Origin of the sequence: Kitasatospora sp. NPDC057692 (assembly GCF_042799475.1) — a bacterium.
Classification (GTDB): domain Bacteria; phylum Actinomycetota; class Actinomycetes; order Streptomycetales; family Streptomycetaceae; genus Kitasatospora.
In genome coordinates, this window is record NZ_JBHVIV010000092.1 from 21,428 (window position 1) to 33,302 (window position 11,875).

Here is an 11,875-nt window from a genome sequence, read left to right on the forward strand (position 1 = left end):
CAAGATATAAGGAATTCTTTGCAATACGCAAAATTCAACTGATAGTTGAAAGCTGGAACAGCCAGGAACGGCCGCAGGCCCGGCCCGCCGCCCCTCGCGGGGCGCGGACCGGGCCTGCGGTCAGTCGTCCGGGCCTCAGTGCGAGTGGCCGTGACCGCCGTGCGAGTGGCCGTGACCGTTGTCGGCCTCCTCCTCCTTCTTCTCCACCACGAGGGTCTCGGTGGTGAGCAGCAGGGAGGCGATCGAGGCGGCGTTCTCCAGGGCGGAGCGGGTGACCTTGACCGGGTCGATGACGCCGGCCTTGACCAGGTCGCCGTACTCGCCGGTGGCCGCGTTGTAGCCCTGGCCCAGCTCCAGCTCGGAGACCTTGGAGGTGATGACGTAGCCCTCCAGGCCGGCGTTCTGGGCGATCCAGCGCAGCGGCTCGTGCAGCGCCTTGCGGACGACCGCGACACCGGTGGCCTCGTCGCCGGACAGGCCCAGGCCGTCGTTCAGCACCTTGGCGGCGTGGACCAGGGAGGCGCCACCACCGGCGACGATGCCCTCCTCGACCGCGGCGCGGGTCGCCGAGATGGCGTCCTCCAGGCGGTGCTTGCGCTCCTTGAGCTCCACCTCGGTGGCGGCACCGACGCGGATGACGCAGACGCCGCCGGCCAGCTTGGCCAGGCGCTCCTGCAGCTTCTCGCGGTCCCAGTCCGAGTCGGTGTTGGCGATCTCGCCCTTGATCTGGGCGACGCGGCCGGCGACGGCCTCCGACTCGCCGGCACCGTCGACGACGATCGTCTCGTCCTTGGTGACGGTCACGCGGCGGGCCGAGCCCAGCACGTCCAGACCGGCCTGGTCGAGCTTGAGGCCGACCTCCTCGGAGATCACGGTGCCGCCGGTCAGGACGGCCAGGTCGCCGAGGATCGCCTTGCGGCGGTCGCCGAAGCCCGGGGCCTTGACGGCCACCGCGTTGAAGGTGCCGCGGATCTTGTTCACCACGAGGGTGGACAGCGCCTCGCCGTCGACGTCCTCGGCGATGATCAGCAGCGGGCGGGACGAGCCGCCCTGCAGGATCTTCTCCAGCAGCGGCAGCAGCTCCTGGATGGAGGAGATCTTGCCCTGGTTGATCAGGATGTACGGGTCCTCGAGGATCGCCTCCTGGCGCTCCGCGTCGGTGACGAAGTACGGCGACAGGTAGCCCTTGTCGAACTGCATGCCCTCGGTGAAGTCCAGCTCCACGCCGAAGGTGTTCGACTCCTCGACGGTGATGACACCGTCCTTGCCGACCTTGTCGATCGCCTCGGCGATCAGCTCGCCGACCTGCGAGTCCTGGGCGGACAGGGTCGCGACGGCGGCGACGTCGTCCTTGCCCTCGATCTCGCGGGCGACCGACAGCAGGTGCTCGGAGACGGCGGCGACGGCCTTGTCGATGCCCTTCTTCAGGGCGGCCGGGCCGGCGCCGGCGGCGACGTTGCGCAGACCCTCGTTGACCAGGGCCTGGGCCAGCACGGTGGCGGTGGTGGTGCCGTCACCCGCGACGTCGTTGGTCTTGGTGGCGACCTCCTTGACGAGCTGCGCGCCAAGGTTCTCGTACGGGTCGTCGAGCTCGACCTCACGGGCGATGGTGACACCGTCGTTGGTGATGGTCGGGGCGCCGAACTTCTTGTCGATGACGACGTTGCGGCCCTTGGGGCCGATGGTCACCTTGACGGTGTCGGCCAGCTTGTTGACACCGCGCTCCAGCGAGCGGCGGGCGTCCTCGTCGAACTGCAGGATCTTCGCCATGTTCCCTATTCCCTCGGGGGTGCGACCGTCGCGGCGGCCGCTCGACTACGTGAACCAACAGACACGCCCCGGTCCCCTGTCACTGGGACACGGATCCGGGGCGTGGCTGAACGTCTTACTTCTCGATGATGGCGAGAACGTCGCGCGCGGAGAGCACCAGGTACTCCTCGCCCTGGTACTTCACCTCGGTGCCGCCGTACTTCGAGTACAGGACGATGTCACCGACGGCGACGTCGAGCGGCAGACGCTGGCCATCCTCGAAGCGGCCCGGGCCGACGGCCAGGACGACGCCCTCCTGGGGCTTCTCCTTGGCGGTGTCCGGGATAACCAGGCCGGAGGCCGTGGTGGTCTCGGCGTCGAGCGGCTGGACCACGATGCGGTCCTCGAGCGGCTTGATGGCAACCTTGCTGCTGGTGGTCACGTCCGAGCTCCCCTTCGGAGATTACGGGGTTTTCTAACGGGTAGGGGCGAACTCGCGGATCTGCCGTCGCGGGGGTCAGACACGCACTGTCGCGTTAGCACTCCCCCGGTGGGGAGTGCTAGTGATGACCATAGGCCGCGGTTAGCACTCAGTCAACCAGAGTGCCAACGACGCGCCCGTCGGCCGTCTGCGGCGGACGCGTGACCGTACGCGCGTACGAGACCGTGCCCGGCCCGCGCCGGTCGTCCCCGGCACCCGCCGACCCGCGAGAATGGCGGGGTGGAGAACGACGACCTGCGGCCCCTGCTCACCGACCGGGGCCAGGCCCTGCTCGCCGAACTGCGCGACTTCGCGCCCGGGGAGGAGCTGGCGCTGGCCACCCGGCTGCGCAAGGAGCACCCCGCCGACCTGGTGTCCGCCGCCTTCGGGCAGGCCCGGCTGCGGCAGCGGGCGCGGGCCAAGTTCGGCGCCGACGCCGACCTCATGTACTTCACGCCCAACGGCGTCGAGCAGTCCACCCGGCGCGAGGTCGCCGAGTGGCGGGCGCGCCGCTTCGCGGACCTCGGGGTGAAGCGGCTGGCCGACCTCTGCTGCGGGATCGGCGGCGACGTGCTGGCGCTGGCCCGGGCCGGGATCGAGGTGCTCGCGGTCGACCGGGACCCGGCCGCCTGCGCCGCCACCGCCGCCAACGCGGCCGCCCTGGGGCTGGCCGACCGGGTCGAGGTGCGCTGCGCGGACGTCGCCGACGTCGACGTCACCGGCTTCGACGCGGTCTTCACCGACCCGGCCCGGCGCACCTCGCGCGGCCGGGTCTTCGACCCCGAGGCGTACGCGCCGCCGCTGTCCTGGGCGATCGAGGCCGGCCGGCGCACCCCGGTCGGCGCGCTCAAGGTGGCGCCCGGGATCCCGCACGAGGCGGTGCCGGCCGACGCGGAGGCCGAGTGGGTCTCCGACCACGGCGACGTCAAGGAGGCCGTGCTCTGGTTCGGCACCCGGGCCGGGCACCCGCACCGCGCGACCCTGCTGCCGCAGCGGGCCAGCCTGACCGGCGGCGAGCTGCCCGATCCGCCGGCCGGCCCGGTCGGCCGCTACCTGTACGAGCCGGACGGCGCGGTGATCCGCGCCCACCTGGTCGCCGAGGTGGCGCGGCAGGTCGACGGCCGGCTGATCGACCCGAAGATCGCCTACGTGACCTCGGACCACCTGGTCGACACCCCCTACGCGCACGGCTTCGAGCTCACCGACGTGCTGCCGTTCCACATCAAGAGGCTCAAGGCGCTGCTGCGCGAGCGGGGCGTCGGCACGGTGGTGATCAAGAAGCGCGGGATGGCGATCACCCCGGAGGAGCTGCGCCGCCAGCTGAAGCCCTCCGGTCCGAACGAGGTCACGGTGATCCTCAGCCGCACCGACCACGGCCCGCTGATGATGCTCGGCCGGCCGGTGACCGGCCCGGCCGCGGCGGTTCAGCCGGCCGGCGCCGCGATGTAGTCCTCCAGCCGGGCCACCGCGAAGCCCTGCTCCTGGATCCGGGCCAGCATCTCCCCGAACATCTGCGTCATCGTCTCGCCCTTGAGGTCCTTCGGGCCCCGGAAGTGGGCGAGCACGATGTCGCCGGGCCGCAGTTTCCTGTCCGCCGCCTGGTACTGCATGTCGTGGATCTGCATCGACTCGCGCCAGAGCACGATCGCCCGCGGGCCGCACTGCTGCACCGAGGAGTTGAGCGCGGGCGTGTGGGCGCCGTCGCCGTACGGCGGGCGGAACAGCAGCGGCGGGGTGCCGTACTGCTGGGTGAGCGCGGCCTGGGCGTCGCAGACCTCGGACCTCTGCTTCTCCGGGGCCGCCTTGCTCAGCTGCGCGTGGTCCACGGTGTGGTTGTGGACGTGGTTGCCGAGCGCCTGGAGCTTCTTGAAGTAGCCGTAGTCGTCCTTGACGATGTCGCGGGTCAGGAACATCGAGACCGGGACCTTGAGGTCGGTCAGCATCTCGACGAACTTCGGGTCCTTCTCGGCGCCGTCGTCGATGGTGACGAAGACGACCTTGTCGGCGGTCTTCACCTCGCTGAACACCGGGACCGGGCCGGTCCGCTGGAGCTTCACCGGCTTGTCGGCGGGCGCCGGGGGCGCGGGCGGCAGCGGTGTGAGGTTCCACTTCGCCCAGGCGGCGGCGTCCGTGGCGGCCGGGGCGGGAGCGGCGCTCGGCGGCGGGGTCGCCGTGCCCGTCCGCGGCGAGGGGGACCCGGCCGGGGCGGTGGTACCGCTCGGTGCCAGGGCCGCGGACGCGGCGCCGCTGTCGCCCCCGCCCGAGCACCCGGTGGCGGCGGCCAGCAGGACCGCCGCCCCCACCGCGTACGCCGTCGTCCTGCTCCACCCGTGCCTGTTCACCGCGCCGTGCTCCCCGCTCCCGTTCAGCGTTCTCGCTCGCTAGCACGGTAACGGTCGGACGTTCGGTTCCCGCTCGGGCGTGCGAACGGACGGCCCCGGGACTACTCCACGTGCTCGCTGGTGAACGACCAGCGGTGCACCGGACGGCCCAGCAGGGCGGCGGGCGGCTCGGGCGGCGGCACCGGCTCACCGGACCACCAGGTGATCAGCAGCACCCTCTCGCCCGGGGCGGCGAACAGCTCGGTGCGCAGCAGCCCGGCGCGGCCGCGCAGCGCGGGCAGCGCGGTCTCCCGGACCCAGGCCGAGAGCTCGGCGCCCCGCCCGTCGGCGGCCCGGGCCTCCCACATCGCGGCGGTGGTGCTCACGCCCGCCCGCCCAGGGCCTGGTACGCCTGGCCGTGGAAGTCCGTGTGGGGGACGTGCACGTCGGTGACGGGCAGCGAGGAGTCCGCCGACAGGTCGAGGGAGGACGGCGCGCGGTCCCGCCAGACCATCTCGCTGCCGAGCGCGGCGACCATCGCCCCGTTGTCGGTGCACAGGCCCGGACGCGGCACCCGCAGCCGGATGCCGGCCTTGTCGCAGCGCTGCCGGGCCATCTCGCGCAGCCGGGAGTTGGCCGCGACGCCGCCGCCGATCATCAGGTGGTCGACGCCGTTGTCCTTGCAGGCCTTGACCGCCTTGCGGGTCAGCACGTCGGTGACCGCCTCCTGGAAGGACGCCGCGACATCCGCGATCGGCACCTCCTCACCGGCCCGGCGCTTCGCCTCCACCCAGCGGGCGACGGCGGTCTTCAGACCGGAGAAGGAGAAGTCGTACTCCGGGTCCTTGGGGCCGGTCAGGCCGCGCGGGAAGGCGATCGCCTTCCGGTCGCCCTCGCGGGCGGTGCGGTCCACCACCGGGCCGCCGGGGAAGCCGAGCCCGAGCACCCGGGCCACCTTGTCGAAGGCCTCGCCGGCCGCGTCGTCGATGGTCGCGCCGAGCGGGCGGACGTCGGTGGTGATGTCCTCGCTGAGCAGCAGCGAGGAGTGCCCGCCGGAGACCAGCAGGGCCATCGTCGGGGAGGGCAGGCGGCCGTGCTCCAGCTGGTCCACGCAGATGTGCGAGGCGAGGTGGTTGACCCCGTAGAGCGGCTTGTCCAGGGCCCAGGCGTACGCCTTGGCGGCGCTCACGCCGACCAGCAGGGCGCCGGCCAGGCCGGGGCCGGCGGTGACGGCGATGCCGTCCAGGTCGCTCGCCTTGACGCCCGCGGTGTCCAGGGCGCGCTGGATGGTGGGGACCATCGCCTCCAGGTGCGCGCGGCTGGCGATCTCGGGGACGACGCCGCCGAACCGGGCGTGGTCGTTGACGCTGGAGGCCACCGCGTCGGCGAGCAGGGTGGTGCCGCGCACGATGCCGACGCCGGTCTCGTCGCAGGAGGTCTCGATGCCGAGGACGAGCGGTTCGTCAGCCATGGGGGGTGTCCTTCTTCACGTCCGGTCGCGGGTGGTCCGCGGGTTCGTCGAGGTCTTCGGGGGCGGCGGCGCCGTCGGCGGCGGCGGCCGCGAGGTCGAGGCGCATCACCAGGGCGTCGACGTTGGCGGGCTGGTAGTAGCCGCGCCGGATGCCGACCGGCTCGAACCCGAAGCGCTCGTAGAGCCGCTGCGCGCGGGTGTTGTCCACCCGCACCTCCAGCAGCAGGTCCGCGCAGCCGCGCCGGGCGGCCTCCCGGACCAGGTCGGCGAGCAGCGCCGCGCCGAGGCCGGCGCCCTGGTGGCGGCCGTCCACGGCGATGGTCTGCACGTCGCCCTCGCCGGCCACCGCCATCAGCCCGGCGTAGCCGACGACCGTGCCGTCCGGGGCCTCGGCGACGGTGTAGTGGCGGGTGCCGCCGGGGCGGGCCTCGGCCAGCTCGGACCAGAACATGCCCGCGGACCAGGCGTCCTCGGGGAACAGCTCCAGCTCCAGCGCCAGCACCGGGGCGATGTCCCACCAGCGCATCGGGCGCAGCACGGCCGCGGGAGCGGCGGTGCGCACGGCCCCGTCGGTGCTCGGGCCGGTCACGCCGGGAGCACCGCCTTGTAGCCGGCCGGCACCTGGGCGTCCGGGCGGCGCAGGTAGAGCGGGGCGTTGGGCAGCAGGGCCCGGCCGGCCGCCAGCTCGGCGGCGGCGAAGTCGGCGAGCGCGCCGGCCGAGACGTGCTCGGGGCCCCGCGCGCCGGGGAAGGCGTCCGGGTAGAGCAGCGCACCGGCGCCGACCGAGCGCGCCGGCGGCGCCAGCTCGCCCGGGCGGTCCACCGACGGGCCCTCGGTGCGGCGGCCCCCGGCGTCGTAGGCGGCCCAGTAGACCTCCTTGCGGCGCGCGTCGGTGGCCACCGTGAACGGCTCGCCGGCCAGCCCCTCGGCGCGGGCCCGGTGGGCGATCGCGTCCAGGGTGCAGACGCCGTGCACCGGCAGGTCCAGGGCGTGGCCCAGCGCGGCGGCGGTCACCAGGCCGACCCGCAGGCCGGTGTACGGGCCCGGGCCGACGCCGACGGCGATGTCGGTCAGCCGGTGCTTGTCGACACCGGCCGCCCGCAGCACCTGGTCGATCGCGGGCAGCAGGAGTTCGCCGTGGCGCCTGGCGTCGACCTGGTCGGTCTCGGCGAGGACGGTCGTGCCGTCGTGGACGGCGGCGGTGACGGCGGGGGTAGCGGTGTCGAACGCGAGCAGCAGCACGGGTCAAGGTTAGACCGGTCGGGCGGTGACCTGTCGGGGCGCGGTCCCGTCCCGCCGCCCGGGGCGCGTGCGCCGCGCCCGCGGGTGCGTGCCCGGACCGGCGCGGGCGTGCCGCGCGGGCGTGCGCGCCGTGGATGTGCGCCGCCCGATCGAAAACCGGCCCGGCTGCGGAACACACGTCCGACGCGATGCGGACCGGACGGGCGAACCTGGCACGATGGGGCCGACGGTTTTGGGACGGCGGTGGGAGCACACGTGGCGAAGATGGGTCCTGGAGTGGTGGTCACGGGGCTGACCCTGGGGGCCCTGGCGGTGGTGAGCCTGCTGGCCTTCCAGGCCAACGGCGCGCAGGACCGCGCGGTCGCCGCCAATCCCGGTGCGAGCACCACCGCCTCGTCCGGCGGACCGGCCGCCTCGGCCACCCCGAGCGCCACGCCCACACCGACCGTCCCGACGCTGCCCGCCGCGGGCACCGGCACCGGGCTGCGGGTCGTCTACTCGGTCGGTTCGCACTACGTCTGGCTGATCGACCCGAAGAAGACCCCGCAGGTGGTGGCCGCCTTCCCGGTCACCCCGGGCACCGTCGAACCGCTCCCCGGCAGCTACCCCGTCTACAGCCGCACCCAGTCCACCACGGGCACCGACGGCAAGCAGATCGAGCACGTGGTGCGGTTCGCCCAGCAGAACGGCGTGGTGTTCGGCTTCAGCGCGGCCGTCGACGGCGCCACCGGCGCCCCGGCCCCCGCGCCGACGGCGTCCGCGTCGGCGTCGGGGACGCCGTCCTCGATCGGGAGCGGCACGGGCGGCACGGGCGGCGACCCGAAGACGGCCAAGACCGGCGGCATCCGCAGCAGCCGGGCCGACGGCCAGCTGCTCTGGGACTTCGCGCCGAAGGACACCAAGGTGGTCGTGATCGCCTGACCCGGGCGAACTGTACGGCTGCGCCGTGCGGCCGCGCTGTGCGGCCGGAGCGGGTCAGGCGGCGCGGCGGGTGTCGTGGGCGCGGCCGTCCGACGGCGACCGCTCGGCCCGCGCCTCGGCCTCCGGGCGGCGTTCGGGCGGGGTGGAGACCGCCTCCGCCGCCGCGCAGGCGGCCAGCAGGGCCCGCATCGGCTCCCCCGCGGCACGGCGGTCGGGCCCCTCGGCCCCGGTCCCGCGCGGTTCGCGCTCCGGGGCGGGCGTGGTGCTCGGCATGGCGCCTCCTAGTTAGGCAGACCTAACCTCAAAACCCATCCCACCACGCCCGGGACCCCGACCGCAACACCTTCCCGACAGCCTGTCGGCAAACCGTGACCGGGCCGGCCGGCGCCCGCCGGGCCCTCAGGCCAGCACGGACAGGTCGACGCCGTCCCAGCGCGGGCCGATCCCGGTCAGCAGCACCCGGCGCGGGTCCAGGTCGTCGGCCGCCGCCTCGGCGCCGATGGCCCGCTCGATCCGGACCTCCAGGCGGTCCTCCGAGAGGCGTTCGACCTTGCCCTCGCCCCACTCGACGACCACCACCGACTCGGGCAGCGAGACGTCCAGGTCGAGGTCCTCCATCTCGTCGAGGTCCCCGCCCAGCCGGTACGCGTCGACGTGCACCAGCGCCGGGCCGCCGACCAGCGACGGGTGCACCCGGGCGATCACGAAGGTCGGCGAGGTGACGGCGCCGCGCACCCGGAGGCCCTCGCCGAGGCCCCGGGTCAGCGTGGTCTTACCCGCTCCCAGCTCGCCGGAGAGCAGCACCAGGTCCCCCGGCCGCAGCAGCGCGGCCAGCTCCCGGCCGAGCCGGCCCATCCGGTCGGGGGTGGCGGCGGTGAGAGTGGCGTGCGAGCCCATGCGCGAATCAAGCCCTTCGGTCCGTACGGCGGCGCACCGGCTCTCGGGCGCCCCCGCTACCGTGCCACATCCCCGGCACCACCCGCGCCGGGCGTCCGCGGGGCCCGGCCCGCTAGGACTCCTCGACGGACGGGGGCGCGGGCGGGACGGCGGCGCCGCGGAAGCGGGCGGCCCGCTCGAACAGCGCGGCCAGCCGCTCGTCGACCGCGTCCGGGCGCTCCAGCATCACCAGGTGCCCGGCGTCCTCGACCAGGACCAGCTCGGCGCCCGGCAGTTGCTCGGCCATCACCTCGCCGTGGCCGGGCGGGGTCAGCAGGTCCTTGGTGCCCGTCAGCACCAGGGCGGGGATGCCGTGCAGCGCGGCGAGGGCCTCGGTCTTCTCGTGTGCCGAGAACACCGGGTAGAACTCGGCCACCACGTCGATGGGAGTGGCGTCCAGCATCTGCTCGGCGAACCGGGCCACGCCCGGGTCGACGTCCTTCCCGCCGAAGGAGAACCTCCGGTAGAGGACGGCGCTGACGTCCGCGCCCAGCCGGCGGGTCGCCTCGACCAGGTCCACCTGACGGCCGAGCAGCCTCATCATGCCCGGCGCGACCCGGCGGAACAGCCTGGCGCCCGCCTGCGGCAGGCCGAAGGTGACGGCGTCCCAGTTCCCGGCCAGGGTGCCGATCAGCGCCACGCCGGCCACCCGCTCGCGGAACAGCCCGGGGTCCTGGTCGGCCAGCGCCATCACCGTCATGCCGCCCATCGAGTGGCCGACCAGGACCAGCGGGCCGGTCGGCGCGACGGCGTCGAGCACGGCCTTGAGGTCGCCGCCCAGCTGGTCGATGCTGGCGGGCTCGCCGGCCAGGAAGGAGCGGGAGCGCTCGGAGCGGCCGTGGCTGCGCTGGTCCCAGAAGACCAGGCGAAGGTCGTCGCGGAAGGCGGCGCGCTGGAAGTGCCAGCTGTCCTGGTTGAGGCAGTAGCCGTGGCAGAAGACCACGGTCAGCGGCTCGGGCCCGCCGTCGGTGCCGTCGGAGCCGTTCCGGCCGTCGGTGCCGTCCAGTTCGACGTAGAGCTCGGTACCGTCCGCGGCGGCGACGGTGCGGGGGCGACCGCGCAGCGAGCCGTAGGGGGCCTTGGCGTCCAGTTCGGCGCGGGCCCGGCGGCGCATCGTCCGGCCGACCGTCAGCCGCTCGATCGCCACGCCCGCGGCCGCGCCGGCCGCGAGCACGCCGACCGAGATGCCGATCAGGCCGGCCCGGCTCACCCCGGTGGCCGTCCCGGCCGCCTTGACGGCGCGGGCCACGCCGCTCACCGCCCCCGCCGGGTCGGTGCCGGCCTGCTCGCTCATCCGAGCAGGTCCTCGTCCAGGCCGCCGACGTAGCGGCGCGGTACCCGGGGGCCGATCCGGGTCACGATCTCGTAGGAGATGGTGCCGCAGGCACGGCCCCAGTCCTCGGCGGTCGGCTCGCCGCGGTCGCCGTTGCCGAAGACCAGCACCTCGTCGCCGATCAGCGGGGTGTCGCCGCCGAGGTCGACGACGAACTGGTCCATCGCCACCCGGCCGGCCACGGTGCGCCACTTGCCGTCGATCTGCACCGGGCCGATGCCGCTGGCGTGCCGGGGGACGCCGTCGCCGTAGCCGAGCGGGACGAGGCCCAGGGTGGTCGGGCCGGGGGTGGTGTAGTGGTGGCCGTAGCTGACGCCGTGGCCGCCGGGGACGTGCTTGACCAGGGCCAGCCGGGCGGTCAGCGACATCACCGGGCGCAGGCCGAAGTCGGCCGGCGAGCCGACGTCCGGGACCGGTGAGAGCCCGTACATCGCCAGGCCCGTGCGGACCATGTCGAAGTGCGACTGCGGGAGCAGCAGGGTGGCCGGCGAGTTGGCCAGGTGCCGGACCTCGGGGCGCAGGCCGGCCGCCTCGGCGGTGGCCAGGGCGGCGCGGTAGGCGTCCAGCTGGGCCTGGATGGAGGGGTGGCCGGGCTCGTCGGCGGCGGCGAAGTGCGACCAGACGCCGACCACGGTCAGCAGGCCGTCCAGCTCGGCGCGGCGGGCGGCGGCGACCAGCTCGGGCCAGTCGTGCGGCTGGCAGCCGTTGCGGCCGAGGCCGGTGTCGGCCTTGAGGTGGACCCGGGCGGGGATCCCGGTGGCGCGGACGGCGTCGAGCAGCTCGGTGAGCGCCCACTGGCCGCTGACCGAAATGTCGAGGTCGGCGAAGAGCGCCTCCCGCCAGGGGCCGCCGGGGGTCCACAGCCAGCAGAGGATGCGGGCCTGGTCCGGCCGGATGCCGGCGGCGCGCAGCGCGAGCGCCTCGTCCGGTGTGGCGGTGCCCAGCCAGCGGACTCCTGCGGCGACCGCCTCCCGGGCGCACCGGACGGCGCCGTGCCCGTAGGCGTCCGCCTTGACCGCGGCCATCACCGTGGTACCGCCGATGCGCTCGCGCAGCGCGTCGAGGTTGCCGCGCAGGGCGGCGAGATCGATGGTCACCTCGGCCCGCGCGCCTTCGGTGAGGGTGGCCATAACGGTCGTCTTCGCAGTTGTCATCAGGGTCAGTCTCCCAGACGTCCCAGGGTCCTCGCCGAACAGCCCGTCGGCACACCGCCCCCCACAACCCCCACCCCCTCCGGACGCCCCCGAATCACACCCCGGTTCCCGCCCGTCCCCGAAGCCCCGAAATATGCAGACCGGTCTACATAGGCGGCTCGGTGGAGTGGGGAGTGGGGCCCCCCCCCGGGCCCCACCCCCCGGGCCCCCCCCCCCCGCCCCCCCCCGCCGCCCCACCCCCCCCCCCCCCCCGCCCCCCCCCCCGCC

13 protein-coding genes are annotated in these 11,875 nt (G+C 74.4%); 2 read left to right on the forward strand and 11 right to left on the reverse strand.

What is annotated here, in order from left to right; genetic code table 11:
* Nucleotides 1-135 precede the first annotated feature (135 nt).
* Both groL and groES read right to left on the reverse strand, forming a co-directional pair.
* Nucleotides 136-1,770, reverse strand: a complete 1,635-nt coding sequence (gene groL, locus ACFVFS_RS34430) for a chaperonin GroEL (protein WP_380628817.1) — start codon at nt 1,768-1,770, stop codon at nt 136-138.
* Between the two features lie 115 nt (nt 1,771-1,885).
* The gene (gene groES / locus ACFVFS_RS34435; protein ID WP_014136232.1) at nt 1,886-2,191 is read right to left on the reverse strand and encodes a co-chaperone GroES; all 306 of its coding nucleotides are present in this window, start codon (nt 2,189-2,191) and stop codon (nt 1,886-1,888) included.
* A 279-nt stretch (nt 2,192-2,470) separates the two neighbouring features.
* Here groES and ACFVFS_RS34440 point away from each other — a divergent pair, with 279 nt between their 5' ends.
* A complete protein-coding gene (locus ACFVFS_RS34440) occupies nt 2,471-3,679 on the forward strand; it encodes a methyltransferase domain-containing protein (protein ID WP_380628818.1) in 1,209 nt (402 codons plus the stop codon).
* Here the strand turns inward: ACFVFS_RS34440 and ACFVFS_RS34445 are convergent.
* From ACFVFS_RS34445 to tsaB, 5 genes are all read right to left on the reverse strand, one after another.
* Nucleotides 3,655-4,572, reverse strand: coding sequence for a polysaccharide deacetylase family protein (locus tag ACFVFS_RS34445; RefSeq protein ID WP_380628819.1), 918 nt, complete (start codon nt 4,570-4,572; stop codon nt 3,655-3,657). The genes ACFVFS_RS34440 and ACFVFS_RS34445 overlap by 25 nt on opposite strands.
* Before the next feature lie 101 nt (nt 4,573-4,673).
* Entirely contained in the window at nt 4,674-4,937 is a 264-nt protein-coding gene (locus ACFVFS_RS34450) for a hypothetical protein (RefSeq protein ID WP_380628820.1), read from the reverse strand.
* Nucleotides 4,934-6,022: a tRNA (adenosine(37)-N6)-threonylcarbamoyltransferase complex transferase subunit TsaD gene (tsaD, locus tag ACFVFS_RS34455; RefSeq protein WP_380628821.1), complete on the reverse strand. Its 1,089-nt coding sequence runs from the start codon at nt 6,020-6,022 to the stop codon at nt 4,934-4,936. The genes ACFVFS_RS34450 and tsaD overlap by 4 nt, the downstream gene beginning before the upstream one ends.
* Entirely contained in the window at nt 6,015-6,548 is a 534-nt protein-coding gene (rimI, locus tag ACFVFS_RS34460; protein WP_380628827.1) for a ribosomal protein S18-alanine N-acetyltransferase, read from the reverse strand. Before rimI ends, tsaD begins: the two co-directional genes overlap by 8 nt.
* A 59-nt stretch (nt 6,549-6,607) precedes the next feature.
* On the reverse strand, nt 6,608-7,264 hold the full coding sequence (gene tsaB, locus ACFVFS_RS34465) for a tRNA (adenosine(37)-N6)-threonylcarbamoyltransferase complex dimerization subunit type 1 TsaB (RefSeq protein WP_380628822.1): 657 nt from the start codon (nt 7,262-7,264) through the stop codon (nt 6,608-6,610).
* 264 nt (nt 7,265-7,528) lie between these two features.
* On the opposite strand from tsaB, the gene ACFVFS_RS34470 reads away from it, so the two are divergent.
* Nucleotides 7,529-8,185: a hypothetical protein gene (locus ACFVFS_RS34470; RefSeq protein WP_380628828.1), complete on the forward strand. Its 657-nt coding sequence runs from the start codon at nt 7,529-7,531 to the stop codon at nt 8,183-8,185.
* 54 nt (nt 8,186-8,239) lie between these two features.
* Here the strand turns inward: ACFVFS_RS34470 and ACFVFS_RS34475 are convergent, their stop codons facing one another.
* From ACFVFS_RS34475 to alr, 4 genes are all read right to left on the reverse strand, one after another.
* Nucleotides 8,240-8,458: a hypothetical protein gene (locus ACFVFS_RS34475; RefSeq protein WP_380628823.1), complete on the reverse strand. Its 219-nt coding sequence runs from the start codon at nt 8,456-8,458 to the stop codon at nt 8,240-8,242.
* A gap of 126 nt (nt 8,459-8,584) precedes the next feature.
* Nucleotides 8,585-9,082, reverse strand: coding sequence for a tRNA (adenosine(37)-N6)-threonylcarbamoyltransferase complex ATPase subunit type 1 TsaE (gene tsaE, locus ACFVFS_RS34480; RefSeq protein WP_380628824.1), 498 nt, complete (start codon nt 9,080-9,082; stop codon nt 8,585-8,587).
* 112 nt (nt 9,083-9,194) lie between these two features.
* Nucleotides 9,195-10,415 (reverse strand): alpha/beta fold hydrolase, encoded by a 1,221-nt coding sequence (locus tag ACFVFS_RS34485; RefSeq protein ID WP_380628825.1) that lies wholly within the window; start codon nt 10,413-10,415, stop codon nt 9,195-9,197.
* A complete protein-coding gene (gene alr, locus ACFVFS_RS34490) occupies nt 10,412-11,608 on the reverse strand; it encodes an alanine racemase (RefSeq protein ID WP_380628826.1) in 1,197 nt (398 codons plus the stop codon). Before alr ends, ACFVFS_RS34485 begins: the two co-directional genes overlap by 4 nt.
* Nucleotides 11,609-11,875: the final 267 nt, after the last annotated feature.